Origin of the sequence: Streptomyces viridochromogenes (genome assembly GCF_001270495.1) — a bacterium.
Lineage (GTDB): Bacteria > Actinomycetota > Actinomycetes > Streptomycetales > Streptomycetaceae > Streptomyces > Streptomyces viridochromogenes_A.
Genome location: NZ_LGUR01000036.1, coordinates 213,911 through 229,905, shown reverse-complemented (window position 1 = coordinate 229,905; position 15,995 = coordinate 213,911). Strand labels below are relative to the sequence as shown.

The following is a 15,995-nucleotide window of genomic DNA, read 5'->3' as shown; positions in this document are numbered from 1 at the left end:
CACACCCGGCTGGAGAACTCATGCTCCCTGCCGCTCCCGGCCGTCCGCTCCGGGCCGCGCACAGTGGCGATCCCGATGAAGACCAGGTTGCCCGCCGTCTCAGGCGACCGGCGGCGTCCCGTGCGTGTGGAAGGACTCGATCGTCTTCAGGCCCCACGCCTGCCCCTTGGCCCGCTCGGCCTCGGTCCAGGTGACCAACGGCCAGTCCGGGGCGAGTACCAGCCGGGTGAGCGGATTGCACAGCTCGATGCGGTTGCCGCCGGGCTCGTAGACGTACAGGAAGAACGTCTGCTGGATGGCGTGCTTGTGCGGGCCCGTCTCGATGAACACGCCGTTGTCGACGGCGAGGTCGGCGGCGCGCAGGATGTCCTCGCGGGTGTCGGTCGCGAAGGCGATGTGGTGCAGCCGACCGGCGGAGCCGGTCCAGTCCGAGGTGTAGACGACGTCGTACGACTTGTCGGTGAAGGTCAGCCAACGGGCGGCGATCTTGCCGGAGTTGAGCCGGATCTGCTCGGTGGGCCGGGCGCCGAGCACCTGTTCCTGGAACTCGGCGTTGGCGAGCACGTCGGCGGCGAGGAAGTTGATGTGGTCGAGCCGTCGTACGCCTACACCGCGGTTGGGCTTGGCCTGCGGCTGGTTCTTCAGCGCGGGTTTCAGCCCCTGCGGCGCCTGGTAGTACTCGCTCTCCCAGTACAGGGCGTGGTCGTGCCCGTCGGGGTCGGTGGTGAGGTAGAGCTTGCCGATGCCGGGCTCGTCCTCGACCCACTTGCCCGAGCCGTCGGCCGCCTCAACTGCCTTGATACGGCGGTGCAGTGCCTCCTCACTGGAGGTGCGCAGGGCGAGCCGGCCGAGGCCCGGCTGCTCGCGGGCAGTCAGCACCAGGCTGTGGTGCTCGTAGTCGTCGAAGGTCCGCAGATAGACCGTGTCGCCGTCCTGGCCGTTGACCGTGAGGCCCAGACAGTCGGTGAAGAAGGCGACGCTGGCGTCCAGGTCCGGGGTGAAGAGCTGGGCGTGGCCGATGTGGGCGATGTCGCCGAGCGGCGGGGTCATCGGGGGCCTCCGGGGGTGGCTGCGGAGAGTGGGGCCGGCTCGGTGGACCGGGGGAAGACGGTGCCGTCGAAGATCTTGCGGGCCGTGCGGACGACGGCGGTGCGGCGGGCGGTGGGACGCCCTGCGGAGTCGGTGCCGAGGCTGCTCTCGATGTCCAGGAATCCCGTGGGGTGTTCGATGCGGACGCGGTCGCCGTCGGCGGGCAGCTCCGCGAGGTCGGCGCCGACACCGCCTTCGACGCGCAGCCCGGCGGCGACGCCGGCGGCTCCGAGCACGCCGATCGAGGTATGGCAGCGGGCCGGGATGAAGGTGCGGGTGGTGATCGCGCCGCCGTGGCGGGGCGAAGCGAGGAGGGTGACCTTGGGGACGGTGGCGTTCGAGACGTTGCCGAGTCCCATCAACGTGCCTGCTGCCAGCCGGAGTTCACGGATTCGGGCGGCGAGCGCGAGATCCTCCTCCAGGCCCTCGGGCGTCTCGTAGCCGGTGACCTTGAGTGCGGCGGCCTGGACGAGGACGGTCGGGATGCCGTTGTCCACGCAGGTCACCGGGGTGCCGTCGATGAGGTCGCGGACGTTGCCGGTGGGCAGCAGCTTCCGGGCGCCGGGCGCGAACTCGATCACCACGGGGGCCGCCGTGCCGGGCACGCCCGAGATCTCGGCGTCGCCGGTGTAGTCGACGTGTCCGCGCGGGGTCGGGAAGGTCGCCGTGGCGAAATCGCCGGAGTTGACCATCCGGATCCGTACGGAGGTCTCCCGCTCCCCCGCCACGACCAGCCCGCGCTCCACGGCGAACGGACCGACGCCGGCGAGGATGTTCCCGCAGTTCTGACGGGCACTCACTTTCGGCTGGCCGACGGCGACTTGGAGGAACAGATAGTCGACGTCGGCCCGTGGATCGGCCGAGGGGGACACCACGGCCACCTTGCTGGTGAGCGGGTGGGCGCCGCCCAGGCCGTCGATCTGCTGCTCGTCCGGGCTGCCCATGACGCGCAGCAGCAGCTCGTTGCGAGCGGCGAGGTCGACGGGCAGGTCCGCGGCCAGGAAGTAGGCGCCCTTGGATGTGCCGCCGCGCATCAGCATGCAGCGGATCTCCACGGGCCCGGTCACCGCTGCGCCTCCTCGCGGACGTACTCGTCGTAGGACTGGTACGTCACGCCGAGCTGGACGAGCTTCTCCCGCAACCCGTAGCGGTCCAGGCCGAGTTGGCCGTCGATGAAGGCGGCGCGGGTGGCGGCTTCCCTGGCCTCGCGGGCCTCGGCCTTCTCGACCGTCTCGCGGGCCCGTTCGCGCGGGACGACCACCACGCCGTCGTCGTCGGCGAGGATCACGTCGCCGGGGCGGATGACCTGGCCGTCGATGGCGACCGGCACGTTCACCGAGCCGCCGGTGGCCTTGACCGTGCCCTGCGCGCTCACCGCCCGGGACCAGGCGGCGAAGCCCGTGTCGCGCAGCTCCTGGGTGTCACGGATGCCGGTGTTGATGACGACGCCGCGGACGCCGCGCTGCTGGAGGGCGGTCGCGAACAGCTCGCCGAACAGGCCGTCCGTACACGGCGAGGTGGTGGTGACGACGAGGATGTCGCCCTCGCCGCACTGTTCGACGGCGGCGTGGATCATGAGGTTGTCGCCGGGCCAGCTCAGCACCGTCACGGCGGTACCGGCGACACGTACGCCCTGCTGGACGGGGCGGATTCCCGGGCCCAGCAAGCCGGTTCGCCCCATCGCCTCGCTCACCGTCGCCACGCCGAAGCCGGCCAGTGCGTCGACGTCCTTCAGCTCCGCCTTCGGCGGGTTGGTGACGATGACGCCGCTCATGCCAGTTCCTTCGCGATCTGCGGGTAGGGGCGCATGTACGCCTCGGCCATGGTCTTGTGGGCCAGGCCCAGGTTGGGTCCGGCGTTGCGCTTGAGCTGGACGCCGCGGCGGACGGCGAGGTCGGTGTAGTAGTCCCACAGGTGCTGCTGGGCGGCGAGGCACTCCATGGCCTTGCGCTTGGTCTCCCACACCTCGGTGATGTCGAGCAGGACCTCGGGCCTGAAGCCGCTCATCTCGGGCTGGTGCGGCTCGAAGTAGAAGACCGGCGGGGCGCCGATGATCTCGCCGTGGCCCGGGTAGCCGATGGCCTGGGCGAGGATCCGGGCCTCCAGGGCCATACGGTTGGCGGCCGGGTGGTCGCCGTTGTAGGGGTCCTCTGCCGGGTGGGTGAGCACGACGTCGGGCTGGGTGTCGCGGTAGACGGTGACGAGTTGGTCGGCCAGCTCGGCGGTGGCGACGAGCGGGTAGTCGCCGGCGTCGAAGAAGCGGACCTCGGCGCCGAGGGTGGCGGCGGCGCGCTCGGCCTCGTCGCGGCGTATCGCCTTGATCTCGTCGAGCTTCCTGCCCTCGCGCCAGGCTTTGGCGGACTCGCCGCGCTCGCCGTAGGTCAGGCACGCGATGGTGACCTTCTCGCCCCGGGAGGCGGCCAGGGCGATCGCTCCGCCCGCCCGCCACACGAAGTCACCGGCGTGCGCGGTGATGACAAGGGTGGAGCGTGGCAGGGTGGCAGGCGCATCTGGATGCGGCATGACAGCTCCTTGGGTGACGGATGTGCGCCCGCCCCCGTGCGCCTCAGCCGCGCGGCGACTCGTCCGACTCAGTCGCGCAGCGCCTCGATCACGCTGGTGAGGTGGGCGCGGACGGCCGTCTCGGCCGCCTGCGGGTCCCTGGCCCGGATCGCCTCGATCATGGCCAGGTGCTCGTTCAGGGAGTGCTGCGGACGACCGGGTCTGAGCGCCAACTGGAAGCGGTGGCGCACCAGTTGTGCGTTGAGTCGCTCCAGCAGCTCCACGGCCGTGCGCTGGCCGGAGAACTCCCGGATCCTGGCGTGCAGTTCCTGGTTCAGCTCCGAGTACGTCATCGGCTCGCCGTCGGCCACGGCCTTGGTCATCGCCGCGCCCAGGTCCGCCAGTCGGGTCAGCTGCTCGTCGCTGGCGGCGACGGCGGTCTTCGCCGCGCAGAGCCCCTCCAGGACCATGCGGCACTCGGTGATGGCGACCGCTTCCTCCACGGTCACCACCCGCACCCGCGAGCCGCGGTTGCGGATCCGCTCGACCAGTCCCTGAGCCTCCAGATCGATCAACGCCGCGCGGATGCTGGCCCGTGTCACACCGAACTGCTCGGCGAGCTCGTTCTCCACCAGCCGCTGCGCCGGTGCCATCTCGCCGTGCAGGATCGCCTGCCGCAGCTGCGCGAGCGCGTGCTGTTTGGCCTGCTCTCCGGTGCTCGGACGGGCTTCCTTCGGCATGTGCCCTCCCTGAGTGCGCCTGTCGAACGTAAATCTAGCCAGACATGATTGTCAACAATTTTGTGCGCCGTCTGTTCGGCCGCGACGGAGTGTCCGCCCGCTCCCGCCGACACCCCACACTCTGTCCAGGTCGGTCACGCGCTCGGCCCGGCTAGGGTCGCCGCATGACGCACAGCTTCGTACTGCACATCCCCGACGCCGAGCTCGAACCCGAGCCCCTCGCCCCCGAGCAGATCGTCTCCGGGACGCCCGAGGTGACCGGAAAGGTGGTCTGGGAGTCGCAGGACGGGCGTCAGGTGCGCGGGATCTGGCAGATCACGCCCGGCGTGGTCACCGACACCGAGGCCGACGAGTTGTTCGTCGTGATCAGCGGCTCGGCCACCATCGAGGTCGAGGGCGGGCCGACGCTGAGGGTGGGACCCGGCGACATGGCCGTACTGCGCGAGGGCGACCGTACGACGTGGACGGTGCACGAGACGCTGCGCAAGGCGTACGCGATCAACCTGTGAGCGGTCGGCCCACGCGTGGGGGCGCCGTCGAGCCCCGGATCTCCAACGTCGGTACCGCGAGGCGGACTTCGCCCGCTCCCCCGGCGCCCTCGAACCGGTCGAGCAGGCAGCGGGCCGCGCGGCGGCCGACCTCGTGGCTGGCGTTGTCGACGGTGGTGAGCCACACGTGGCGCAGGCGGGCGATGCTGGTGTTGTCGTAGCCGACGACGGAGAGATCGCGCGGCACCCGCAGCCCCGTCTCCTCGGCCGCCGACAGCGCGCCGATGGCGGCGATGTCGTTCACGGCGAAGACGGCTGTCGGCCGGTCCGTGCGGCTCAGCAGCCGGACCGTCGTGCGGTAGCCGCCCTCCTCGGTCATGTCGCTCGCCTCGACGACCGCCTCGTCCGCGAGGCCGTGCTCCCGCATCGTCGCCTCGAAGCTCCGCCGGCGCAGCTCACCGACCGCGCCGTAGCCGGCGATGTGCGCGATGCGCCGGTGCCCGAGGCCGATGAGGTGCTCAGTGACCAGACGCGCGCCCCGCTCGTCGTCGTTGGCGACGACGTCCACGCCCGGCAGCAGCGGCTCGCGCGCACCCGCCACCACCACCGGGAGGCGCTCGGCGACCGCGCCGAGCGCGGCGGGGTCGGGCAGGGTGCCGACCACGATCAGGCCGTCGACCCCGAGGTCCAGGAAGGGTCCGGCCGGGTCCTGTCCGGTACGGCGGTTGAGGCGGGCGTCGGCCAGGAGCATGCGCAGGCCGTTGTCGTGCAGGAGCGAGTTCAGGCCGTCGAGCATGTCGACGAACCAGGGGTTGCGCAGGTCGTTCAGGAGGACGCCGACCGTGCGGGTGCGCTGCTCGCTGAGGCTGCGCGCGGCGGCGTTCGGGCGGTAGCCGAGTTCGCGTACGGCCCGCAGGACGGCCTCCCGCTTCTCCGGGCGCACCTGGTCCGAGCCGCGCAGCACCAGCGAGACCAGTGACTTGGAGACGCCGGCCCGGTCGGCCACATCACGGATCGTCGGCGCTCTCATGGACATGGACCGTTCCATGCGGTGCCACGCCTTGTCAAAGGGCGAGGGAGGGGTTGACACCAGTGCCGAGCCGCACCCAAGGTGAGCTGGACAGGAAATGGACCGGTCCAAAGAGGGGCTGCAATGGTGGACACGCTGGGCGTCGCCGTCGTCGGATTCGGCTGGATGGGGCGGGTGCACACCCAGGCGTACGCCCGTGTCCCGCACCACTACCCGGCGCTGCCCCTGCGTCCGGAGCTGGTGATCGTCGCCGAGGACGTGCCAGGCCGGGCCGAGGAGGCCGCCGCGCGGTTCGGGTTCGCCTCGACGACCCGCGACTGGCGCGAGGTGGCCGCCGACCCGCGGGTCCAGGCCGTCAGCATCACCGCGCCGAACTTCCTGCACCGCGAGATCGGCATCGCGATGGCCGAGGCCGGCAAGCACATCTGGATCGAAAAGCCGGTGGGCCTGACCGCCGGGGACGCCCGCGCGGTGGCGGACGCGGCGGCGAAGGCCGGTGTGCGGAGCGCGGTCGGCTTCAACTACCGCAACGCGCCCGCCGTCGAGACCGCCCGCGACCTGATCGCCGCCGGCGAGATCGGCACCGTCACGCACGTCCGCATCCGTCTCTTCAGCGACTACGCCGCCCACCCCCAGGGCGCCCTGACCTGGCGTTACGAGCGCGAGCGCGGCGGCAGCGGAGTCCTCGGCGATCTCGCCTCGCACGGCGCCGACCTGGCCCGCTTCCTGCTCGGCGACATCACTTCGCTGACCGCCGACACCGCGATCTTCCTACCCGAGCGGGCTCGTCCGACCGGCGCCACCGCCGGGCACACCCTCGCCACCGGGGAGCTCGGCCCGGTCGAGAACGAGGACTACGTCAACTGCCTGCTGCGCTTCGCCTCCGGCGCCCGCGGCGTCCTGGAGGCCTGCCGGGTCTCGGTCGGCGAACAGAACAACTACGGCTTCGAGGTGCACGGCACCGAGGGCGCGGTGTTCTGGGACTTCCGCCGCATGGGCGAGCTCGGCATCAGCCGCGGCACCGCCTACCAGGACCAGCCGGTCAGCACCGTGTACGTCGGCCCGCGCGACGGCGAGTTCGGTGCCTTCCAGCCGGGCGCCGCGAACGCCATGGGCTACGACGACCTCAAGGTCGTCGAGGCGTACCGCTTCCTGCGCTCGGTCGCCGAGGGCACCCCGCGCGGGGCCACCCTCGACGACGCCGTGCGCAGCGCCGCCGTACTGGACGCGATGGTGCGCTCGGCGGAGAGCGGCGCGTGGGCGGACGTGGTCGAGGGAGGGTGACGGCGGGCATCAGCGCGCCCGTCGGGCCCGTCGGCCGATGGCCACCTTGACCGGGGCCATGACCAGCCAGAGCCACATGGCGGTCTCGCCGTAGACCAGGGCGAGCGGGATGCTGGCGACGAAGACCACCACCGTCACCGAGAGGTCGAGCACGAAGAGCCCGAAGCCCTCCGGCGGCTGTTTCGCACCGCGCAGCCAGGGGCGCCGGACCAGGACGAGGAGCACCGCGAGGTCGGCGGCGCCGAGGGCGGCGACCGCCGCCGCGTAGATGGCGACGGACTCGGGCTCCCTGCCGTACTCGGAGAGGAGCTTGGTGGGGAAGGGCAGCAGGGCCGCGACGCTCAGGCCCACGATGGACAGGGTGATGACCTGCCCGTCGACCTGCCGGACGTAGCCGAAGATCCGGCGGTGTTCACGCCAGAAGGCGCCGAGCACCAGCACGCTGAGCGCGTAGGCCCCGAGGTTCGGGATCAGTTCGTGCAGCGCGTCGTCGTACCCGTCCGAGCTCAGTCCCCGTGGGACGTAGAAGTCCAGGACGAGCAGCGTGACGGCGATGGCGAACACGCTGTCGGCGAGCGCGATCAGCCGCTCGGGGCCGCCGTCCGGGTTCGATTTCCACATGCGGACGACGGTAGGGACCGGGGCCCGTCCAGCGGGCGTACGCCGGGCGCACGCCCTCGATCGTCACCCGATGGGCGTGGGCATGTTGTACGGCGTCACCACCTGGATCGGCGTCGGCAGCGTGGGTCCCGCCGGCGGCAGCGCGCCATGCGCCCGCATCACGATGTGGCAGGCCTCGCGCATGTCCTGGCGCAGGTCGTGGTGGAGGACGGCGGACAGACGGTGCTCGCGCAGCAGCCGGGTGTTGTCCTGGTCGAGATCGTGCGCGACGAACACCGCGCACTCCCGGCCCAGGTCCTCGAAGGCCCGCAGGGTGGCGATGTTGCCGCCGCCGATCGAGTAGACGGCACGAATGTCCGGGTCTCGCTCCAGCGCGGCCCGGACCAGGTCGTACTGGGTGGCGTCCAGGCCCTGCCCCTCCGCGATCTCGACGAGCGTGCGGTCGGGGTGGAGGGCCCGCATGGCGCTGCGGAAGCCCATCTCGCGCTCCTCCTCGTTGCGGAAGAAGCCGCTGCTGAGGCTGGTGAGGACGTTGCCGGGGCGGTCGCCGAGCCACTGGCCCATCAGGTACGCGGCGGTCGCGCCCGCGGCCCGGTTGTCGATGCCGACATAGGCGAGGCGGGCGGTGGAGGGCAGGTCGGTCACCAGCGTCACCACCGGGATGCCGGCCTCCGCGAGCCGGGCGACGGCGGCGGTGACCTCGGGGACGTCCGGCGCCTTGAGGATCACGCCCTGCGAGCCGCGCCGGGCGATGCGGTCCAGCGTCCGGGTCAGCTCCGGCATCGGCCCGGTCTCCCGGAAGTGGAAGCGCGAGCGCACGACGGCCGGGTGCAGGGACGGCAGCTCGGCCTCCAGAGCGGCGCGGACGGCGGTGGTGAACCGCTCGGGCGCCTGCACCACCATGTCGATCATGAAGGTACGGCCCACCAGACGGACCTGCGTGCGCTGCCGGTCCAGGTCGGCTATCGCCTGCTGGACCTCCCGCGCGGTGCTCTCGCGCACCCCTCCCCTGCCGTTCAGGACCCGGTCCACCGTGGCCTCGCTCAGGCCCGCCTGACGTGCGATTTCCCGGATCGGGAAGGGGTGGCCCATGCCACGGCTCCTTGAGGGGTTTTTGATGGGCGGCTGCTGGTTGTTCGACGGGATTGTCATGACAAGAATGGCAGCGCCGAGTCGCCCCTGTCACCGAGAGGACACCGATGTCCTTCACCTCCGTCCACCGCCGGACCTGGCTGTCCGAGCACGACTGCGACCTCGCCGACTTCCGTGAACTCGTCGAGCGGGCGACCGACCTCGCCGGCTTCCCGTACGCCTCCTCCGTGGAGCGCGATGTCCTGATCTACGACAGCGAGCGCCTGCGCAAGGCCGGCGACCTCCGTGCGGTACGGGCCGAACTGGTCCGCGCCCTCACCGAGGGACCGGGCATCGTGGTCTTCCGGGGCGCCTTCCCGGACCCGGAGGTCGTCGACCGGCTCAGCGCCGTGTTCGACGCCCTGATCGCCGAGCAGCGTGCCTCGGGCGCGAACGCCGGGGACCACTTCGCCAAGCCGGGCGCCAACGACCGGGTCTGGAACGCGTTGGAGAAGGCGGCCCTCTACGACCCCGAGGCCTTCGCCGACTACTATGCCAACGACATCCTGGCCCTGGTCTCGGCCGCCTGGCTCGGCCCCGGCTACCAGGTGACCTCGCAGGTGAACGTGGTCAACCCGGGCGGCGCGGCGCAGACCGCGCACCGCGACTACCACCTGGGCTTCCTCTCCAACGAGGTCGCGGCCGCCTACCCGGCCCACGTCCACCTCCTCTCCCCGGTGCTCACGCTCCAGGGCGCCGTCGCGCACTGCGACATGCCGGTGGAGTCCGGGCCGACGATGTACCTGCCTTACTCGCAGCGGTACGAGCCCGGCTATCTGGCGTGGCGGCTCCCGGAGTTCCAGGCGTACTTCGAGGACCACCACGTCCAGCTCCCCCTCGCCAAGGGTGACGCGGCCTTCTTCAACCCGGCGCTCTTCCACGCGGCCGGCACCAACCGGTCGGCGGACATCCGGCGCATGGCGAACCTGCTCCAGGTGTCCTCCGCGTTCGGGCGGGCCATGGAGACGGCGGACCGCGAGGCCGTCGCGAACGCCGTGTACCCCGTGCTGCTGGGGCGCCGCGGTGAGGGCGCGGACGAGGCGTGGGCGGCGAACGTGATCGCCGCGAGCGCCGAGGGCTACCCCTTCCCCACCAACCTCGACAGCGACCCGCCGGTGGCCGGGCTGGCCCCGCCCTCACAGGCGGACGCCGTACGGCGCGCGCTGCGCGAGGCATGGACCCCCGAGGCTCTGCGGGACGAACTGCGGGCCGGGGCCGAGCGGCGCCAGAGCTGACCGAGCTGACCGAAGCTGCCCGGAACTGAAAGGACCCGGAGAGACATGGGACTTCTCGACGACAAGGTCGTCCTCGTCAACGGCGGCAGCCAGGGTGTCGGCGCCGCCATCGCGCGGGCGGCCGTCCGCGCGGGGGCGGTCGTCGCCGTCACCGGGCGGCGCCCGGAACCCGGTGAGGCCCTGGTGGCCGAGCTGGCCGCCGAGGGCGGCAAGGCCATGTTCGTGCGGGCCGACCTGTCCGACGCCGACCGGGCGAAGTCCTCGGTCGCCGAGGTCGTCGACGCGTACGGCCGGATCGACTGCCTGGTCAACTCGGCGGGGCTGACGTCCCGGGGCACGCTGCTCGACACCACGCCCGAGCTGTTCGACCAGCACATCGCGATCAACCTGAAGGCGCCGTTCTTCGCCATGCAGGCCGCCGTCTCCGACATGGTCGCGCGCAAGGCACCCGGCACGATCGTCAACATCATCACGTCCTCGGCGCACGGCGGGCAGCCGTTTCTCGCGCCGTATGTCTCCGCGAAGGCCGGCCTCATCGGGCTGACTCGCAACGCCGCGCACGCCCACCGATGGGACCGGGTCCGGATCAACGGCCTGAACATCGGGTGGACGGCGACGGAGGGGGAGGACGCGACGCAGAAGAACTTCCACGGAGCGTCGGACGACTGGCGGGAACAGGCCGCCGCGAAGCTTCCGATGGGCAAGCTGGGCCAGCCGGACGAAATCGCCGACTTCGTGGTCTTCCTGCTCTCGGACCGCTCCGGCGTGGTCACCGGCTCGGTGATCGACTGGGACCAGAACGTCTTGGGCGGCCTGGACTGAATCAATAAAGCCCGTCCGGCATCGAGGACGAGCCCGAAGGGCGATCGGGGGCTGGGGCGAAGCCCCAGCAACGGACAGCACTACACAAGGAAAGCAGCGAAGCTCATGCGTATCGGAATCCTCGGCCTCGGCCGCATCGGCGCCTTCCACGCCGAGACTCTCTCCGGACTCGACGCGGTCGACTCCCTCGTTGTCACCGACCCGTTCGCGGGCGCCGCCAAGGCCGCCGCGGAGCGGTTCGGCGCCGAGGTCGTGGACTCGCCGGAAGCCCTGCTGGCGGCCGGCGTGGACGGCATCGTCGTCGCCGCCGCGACCGACGCCCACCCCGCGCTGATCCTGGCCGGCGTCGAGGCCGGCATCCCCGTCTTCTGCGAGAAGCCCGTCGCCAAGACCATGAGCGAGGGCGTCCAGGTGCTGAAGGCGGTCCAGGGTACGGACGTGCCGATCCAGATCGGCTACAACCGTCGCTTCGACACCGGTTTCGTGAACGCCCGCGCCGCCGTGCAGAGCGGTGAGCTCGGCAAGCTGCACACGGTGCGCTCGACCACGCTGGACCCGGCGCCGCCGCCCGCCGCGTACATCGCCGCCTCCGGTGGCATCTTCCGGGACTGTTCGGTGCACGACTTCGACATCATCCGCTGGGTGACCGGCCGTGAGGTGACCGAGGTGTACGCCGTCGGCGGCAACAAGGGCGCCGACTACATCAAGGAGGCGGGCGACGCCGACACCACCGGCGCGATCCTCACCCTCGACGACGGCACGATCGCGGTGGTCTCCAACTCCCGCCACAACGCCCGGGGTTACGACGTCCGCATGGAGATCCACGGCTTCCAGGACAGCATTGCCGTGGGCCTGGAGGACAAGCTGCCGCTGCGCTCGGTCGAGCCCGGCGTGACCTTCCCCTCCGGCACCCCGCACGACTTCTTCATGGACCGCTTCACCGCGGCCTACCGCACCGAACTCACCGCGTTCACCGAGGTCGTGGCGGGTACCCGGCCCTCGCCGTGCACGATCGAGGACGCGCTGGAAGCGGGCTGGATCGCCGACGCGTGCACACTGTCGCTGCACGAGCACCGTCCGGTGACGATCGAGGAGGTACGGCAGGGATGAACGATTCGGGCCGGGAACCACTGCGCATCGGGGTACTGGGCGCGGCACGCATCACCGAACTCTCCCTAGTCGGCCCGGCCCGGACGACCGGCCACCGCCTCGTGGCGGTGGCCGCGCGCGACCGGTCCCGCGCCGAGGCGTTCGCCGACGAGCACGACGTGGAGCGGGTGGTGGACTCGTACGCCGACCTGCTCGCCGACCCCGATGTCGAGGTCGTCTACAACCCGCTCGCCAACGGCCTGCACGGGCCGTGGAACCTCGCCGCACTCGCGGCCGGCAAGCACGTCCTGACGGAGAAGCCGTCGGCGAGCAACGCCGAGGAGGCGGCCGAGGTGCGGGAGGCGACGGCGAAGGCCGGGACGGTCTTCATGGAGGCGTTCCACTACCTCTTCCATCCGGTGACCCGGCGGCTGCACGAGATCCTGGAGAGCGGTGAACTGGGCGAGCTCCAGCGGGTGGAGACGCTGGTCGCCATTCCGGCGCCCGGCGACACCGACCCGCGCTGGTCACTGCCCCTCGCGGGCGGCGCCGTGATGGACCTGGGCTGCTACGGCCTGCACGCGGTGCGGATGCTCGCGCCGTGGGCGGGCGGTGCGCCGCGTCTCGTCTCCACGCGGGGCGGGGAGCGGGCGGGCGCGCCGGGCGTCGACGAGTGGCTGGACGCCGAGCTGGGGTTCCCCGGCGGGGCGACCGCGTCCGCGCGCTGCCACATGGCGTACGACGAGCTGGAGATGAGCTGCCGGATCGTCGGCTCGGCGGGCGAGGCGTTCGCGCCGAACTTCGTGCTGCCGCACCTGGACGACCGGGTCGTGGTGCGTACGGCGGACGGCGAGCGGACTGAGCGGCTCGGCACCCGCTCGTCGTACACCTACCAGCTGGAAGCGCTCGCCGCGCACATACGCCGGGACGCCCCGCTTCCGCTGGACGCGGACGACGCGCTGGCGACGATGCTGCTGATCGACGAGTCCTACCGTGCGGCGGGGTTCGAGCCGCGGCCGCGCACGGGCCTCGCGGGCTGAGTGCGGAGCACGAAGGAGGGCCGGGGGAAGCTCCCCCGGCCCTCCTTTCGCACGGCGGCGTTGTCAGGCGTACAGCGCCGGCCGGTCGACCAGGTCCACCGCGACCCGGCCGCCCTCCTCCAACGCCCGTACGGCCGCCTCGCACACCGCGGCCACGGCGTACCCGTCCCACGCGCTGGGCCCGGTGGCCTCGCCGTGCCGGGTGGCGTCGACCCAGGCCTGGACCTCACGGTCGTAGGCGTCGGCGAACCGCTCGATGTAGTCCTGGGCGATGATGCCGCCCCAGCGGCCGGCCGCGTTGGTGACCATGGCGTGGCCGTCGCCGACGCGGGCGGTGCCGCGTTCGCAGACGACCTCGGCCTGGACCTGGTAGCCGAAGCCGCAGTTGACGAAGATCTCGACGTCGACGATCGCGCCGCCGTCGGTCTCGAAGACGACGAACTGCGGGTCCCGGATGCCGTCGGGGGCGTTGCCGGACGGCGTCGGGGCGAGCGCGGTGACGGCCGTGATCTCGTGGCCGAGCAGCCAGCGGGTCACGTCCATCTCGTGCGTCACCGAGTCGTTGATGAGCATCTCGGACGTCCAGCCGGGCGGGCTGGCGACGTTGCGGTGCCGGTTGTGCAGCATCAAGGGGCGGCCCAACTGGCCCGTCCGCAGAAGGGATTTGAGCTTCATGTACTCGGCGTCGTAGCGCCGCATGAAGCCCACCTGGACGCGGCGGTGACCGAGCTTCTGCTCGGCCTCCAGGACCCGCAGCGCGGATGCCGCGTCCGGGGTGAGGGGCTTCTCGCACAGCACCGGCACGTCGTGCTCGAAGGCCGCGAGGAGCGCCGCCTCGTGGGCGGGGCCCGGTGAGGCGACGATCACCGCGTCGACGTCGGCCGCCGCCATCGCGGCGGCCGGGTCGGTGTAGGCGGTGCAGCCGTCGACGCGGGCCGCGACCGCTTTGGCGCGCTCCGCGTCGACGTCCACGACGGCGGTCACCCGTGCCCCGCTGGTGACCTCCTGGATGCGGCGCACATGGTCGGCGCCCATCTTTCCGGTACCGATTACTGCGACTCCGAGCGTGTGCGGACGTCGGGTCATGGTGATCGGCCGTCCTTTCGGGTCGTCAGGCGCCGCAGGACCTCAGGAACTTACGGGTACGGACCGCGATGGGCAGCGGCTTGTCCGGCTCGCAGGGGTACATGTCCTGCTCGACGATCGCGAACAGGTCCACGTTGAGCTTCTGCGCGGCCGTCAGGACCGGACCCAGCTCGGGTACGCCCGCCGGGGGTTCGCACATCACACCGCGCTGGACGGCGGGGCCGAACGGGATCTCGTTCTTGACCACGTCCGCGAGGATCTCCGGGTCGACCTGCTTGAGGTGCAGATAGCCGATGCGCTCGCCGTAGGTCTCGATCAGCTTGACGCTGTCGCCACCGCAGTAGGCGTAGTGCCCGGTGTCCAGGCAGAGGTTGACCAGGTCGGAGTCGGTCGAGTCGAGGAAGCGCTCGACGTGGGCCTCGGTGTCGATGTGGGTGTCGGCGTGCGGGTGCACGACGATGTCGAGGCCGAACCGCTCCTTCACCTCGTGCCCGAGGCGCTCCATGCCCTTGGTCAGGTGGGCCCACTGCTCGCCGGTGAGCTCCGGCGGCTCCAGGATCTCGGCGGTCTTGTCGTCCCGCCAGAACGACGGGATGACGACCAGGTGCTTCGCGCCCATGGCCTGGGTGAGCGAGGCGACCTCGCTGACGTGCTCCCAGGTGGACTCCCAGACGGAGGGGCCGCGGTGCAGTCCGGTGAAGATCGTGCCGGCCGACACCTTGAGGCCCCGCTTGTCGATCTCGTCGGTGAGGCGGGCCGGGTCGGTGGGGAGATAGCCGTACGGGCCGAGTTCTATCCAGTCGTAGCCGGCCTCGGAGACCTCGTCGAGGAAGCGTTCCCAGGGCACCTGGACGGGGTCGTCGGGGAACCAGACGCCCCAGGAGTCGGGGGCCGAACCGACCCGGATACGGTCGAGCGCGGGGGGCATGTCAGGACTTCCCTTCAGTGGACGCCACGGTTGCGGTGAGGTCTTCCTCTTCGGGGAGTTCCTCGACGTCGACGCCGCGGACCTGGCTCAGCTCGTGCTTGAGCGCGGCCAGTTCGGTGCCACCGGCCATGTGGTTGGTGAGTTCTTCGAGGCCGACCTCGGCGCGCGAGGCGTTGAGCTCCATCGTGCCCAGCCGCAGCACGCTGAAGTGGTCGCCGACCATGTAGGCGTGGTGCGGATTGTGGGTGATGAAGATGACGCCCAGGCCCTTCTCGCGGGCGGCGGCGATGTACTTGAGCACCACACCGGACTGCTTGACGCCGAGGGCGGCGGTGGGCTCGTCCAGGATGAGGACGCGGGCGCCGAAGTAGACGGCGCGGGCGATCGCCACGCACTGGCGCTGGCCGCCGGACAGGGTGCCGATGGGCTGCTCCAGGTCATCGAGGATGATGCCCATGTTGCGCAGCTCTTCGTCGGCGGTCTTCTTCATCCGCTCGATGTCGAGACGGCGTACGGGCCAGGGGCCCTTGGTCATCTCGGAGCCGAGGAAGAAGTTGCGCCACACCGGCATCAGCGGGACGACGGCGAGGTCCTGGTAGACGGTGGCGATTCCGGCGTCGAGGGCCTCGCGCGGGGTGGAGAAGCGGACGGGTTCGCCGTCGACGAGGAACTCGCCCTCGGTGTGCTGGTGCAGACCCGAGATGATCTTGATGAGGGTGGACTTGCCGGCGCCGTTGTCGCCGAGCACGCAGGTGACCTGGCTGGGGAACACCTTCAGGTCCACGCCGTGCAGGGCACGGATGTTGCCGTAGGACTTGCCCGCCCCGCGCAGTTCGACGATCGGGGCGTCCTTCTCCGGGGCCTTGTCCTGGAGGATGGCACCGTGCGTGCCGGTCTTTTCGGTGGTCAT

The 15,995-nt window shown here is 71.2% G+C and carries 17 protein-coding genes; 6 read left to right on the top strand and 11 right to left on the bottom strand.

Going from position 1 to position 15,995, the window contains the following annotated elements:
- Positions 1-99: 99 nt before the first annotated feature.
- The 5 genes from ADK36_RS07020 to ADK36_RS07000 form a co-directional block, all read right to left on the bottom strand.
- On the bottom strand, positions 100-1,050 hold the full coding sequence (locus ADK36_RS07020; protein ID WP_048580007.1) for a VOC family protein: 951 nt from the start codon (positions 1,048-1,050) through the stop codon (positions 100-102).
- Positions 1,047-2,156, bottom strand: coding sequence for a 4-oxalomesaconate tautomerase (locus tag ADK36_RS07015; RefSeq protein ID WP_053196759.1), 1,110 nt, complete (start codon positions 2,154-2,156; stop codon positions 1,047-1,049). The genes ADK36_RS07020 and ADK36_RS07015 overlap by 4 nt, the downstream gene beginning before the upstream one ends.
- Positions 2,153-2,863 (bottom strand): 4-carboxy-4-hydroxy-2-oxoadipate aldolase/oxaloacetate decarboxylase, encoded by a 711-nt coding sequence (locus ADK36_RS07010; protein ID WP_048580005.1) that lies wholly within the window; start codon positions 2,861-2,863, stop codon positions 2,153-2,155. The genes ADK36_RS07015 and ADK36_RS07010 overlap by 4 nt, the downstream gene beginning before the upstream one ends.
- Positions 2,860-3,612 carry a PIG-L deacetylase family protein gene (locus tag ADK36_RS07005; RefSeq protein WP_048580004.1) on the bottom strand — a complete coding sequence of 251 codons (753 nt, stop codon included), beginning with the start codon at positions 3,610-3,612 and terminating at the stop codon, positions 2,860-2,862. The genes ADK36_RS07010 and ADK36_RS07005 overlap by 4 nt, the downstream gene beginning before the upstream one ends.
- A gap of 68 nt (positions 3,613-3,680) precedes the next feature.
- A complete protein-coding gene (locus ADK36_RS07000; protein ID WP_053196756.1) occupies positions 3,681-4,331 on the bottom strand; it encodes a GntR family transcriptional regulator in 651 nt (216 codons plus the stop codon).
- 164 nt (positions 4,332-4,495) lie between these two features.
- Between ADK36_RS07000 and ADK36_RS06995 the strand changes: the two genes are divergently transcribed.
- Positions 4,496-4,840: a cupin domain-containing protein gene (locus ADK36_RS06995; RefSeq protein WP_048580002.1), complete on the top strand. Its 345-nt coding sequence runs from the start codon at positions 4,496-4,498 to the stop codon at positions 4,838-4,840.
- Here ADK36_RS06995 and ADK36_RS06990 read toward each other — a convergent pair.
- On the bottom strand, positions 4,830-5,849 hold the full coding sequence (locus ADK36_RS06990) for a LacI family DNA-binding transcriptional regulator (protein ID WP_048580123.1): 1,020 nt from the start codon (positions 5,847-5,849) through the stop codon (positions 4,830-4,832). The genes ADK36_RS06995 and ADK36_RS06990 overlap by 11 nt on opposite strands.
- 123 nt (positions 5,850-5,972) lie before the next feature.
- Here ADK36_RS06990 and ADK36_RS06985 point away from each other — a divergent pair, with 123 nt between their 5' ends.
- A complete protein-coding gene (locus ADK36_RS06985; RefSeq protein WP_048580001.1) occupies positions 5,973-7,133 on the top strand; it encodes a Gfo/Idh/MocA family protein in 1,161 nt (386 codons plus the stop codon).
- A 9-nt stretch (positions 7,134-7,142) separates the two neighbouring features.
- On the opposite strand, the gene ADK36_RS06980 is transcribed toward ADK36_RS06985, so the two are convergent.
- Together ADK36_RS06980 and ADK36_RS06975 are read right to left on the bottom strand one after the other, a co-directional pair.
- Complete coding sequence (locus ADK36_RS06980) at positions 7,143-7,754, bottom strand: TMEM175 family protein (RefSeq protein ID WP_199830125.1); 612 nt, start codon at positions 7,752-7,754, stop codon at positions 7,143-7,145.
- 63 nt (positions 7,755-7,817) lie between these two features.
- On the bottom strand, positions 7,818-8,846 hold the full coding sequence (locus tag ADK36_RS06975) for a LacI family DNA-binding transcriptional regulator (protein ID WP_053196754.1): 1,029 nt from the start codon (positions 8,844-8,846) through the stop codon (positions 7,818-7,820).
- Positions 8,847-8,953: 107 nt separating this feature from the next.
- On the opposite strand from ADK36_RS06975, the gene ADK36_RS06970 reads away from it, so the two are divergent.
- From ADK36_RS06970 to ADK36_RS06955, 4 genes are all read left to right on the top strand, one after another.
- Positions 8,954-10,120: a phytanoyl-CoA dioxygenase family protein gene (locus ADK36_RS06970; protein ID WP_048579999.1), complete on the top strand. Its 1,167-nt coding sequence runs from the start codon at positions 8,954-8,956 to the stop codon at positions 10,118-10,120.
- 45 nt (positions 10,121-10,165) lie between these two features.
- On the top strand, positions 10,166-10,942 hold the full coding sequence (locus ADK36_RS06965) for an SDR family oxidoreductase (protein ID WP_048579998.1): 777 nt from the start codon (positions 10,166-10,168) through the stop codon (positions 10,940-10,942).
- Positions 10,943-11,047: 105 nt separating this feature from the next.
- Positions 11,048-12,052, top strand: a complete 1,005-nt coding sequence (locus ADK36_RS06960; protein WP_053196752.1) for a Gfo/Idh/MocA family protein — start codon at positions 11,048-11,050, stop codon at positions 12,050-12,052.
- Entirely contained in the window at positions 12,049-13,071 is a 1,023-nt protein-coding gene (locus ADK36_RS06955) for a Gfo/Idh/MocA family protein (RefSeq protein ID WP_053196750.1), read from the top strand. The genes ADK36_RS06960 and ADK36_RS06955 overlap by 4 nt, the downstream gene beginning before the upstream one ends.
- 63 nt (positions 13,072-13,134) lie before the next feature.
- On the opposite strand, the gene ADK36_RS06950 is transcribed toward ADK36_RS06955, so the two are convergent.
- From ADK36_RS06950 to ADK36_RS06940, 3 genes are read right to left on the bottom strand one after another with little or no spacing between them, the layout of a single operon-like run.
- A complete protein-coding gene (locus tag ADK36_RS06950) occupies positions 13,135-14,157 on the bottom strand; it encodes a Gfo/Idh/MocA family protein (protein WP_053196748.1) in 1,023 nt (340 codons plus the stop codon).
- 25 nt (positions 14,158-14,182) lie between these two features.
- On the bottom strand, positions 14,183-15,085 hold the full coding sequence (locus tag ADK36_RS06945) for a sugar phosphate isomerase/epimerase family protein (protein WP_048579994.1): 903 nt from the start codon (positions 15,083-15,085) through the stop codon (positions 14,183-14,185).
- 1 nt (position 15,086) lies between these two features.
- On the bottom strand, positions 15,087-15,995 hold the full coding sequence (locus ADK36_RS06940) for an ATP-binding cassette domain-containing protein (protein WP_048579993.1): 909 nt from the start codon (positions 15,993-15,995) through the stop codon (positions 15,087-15,089).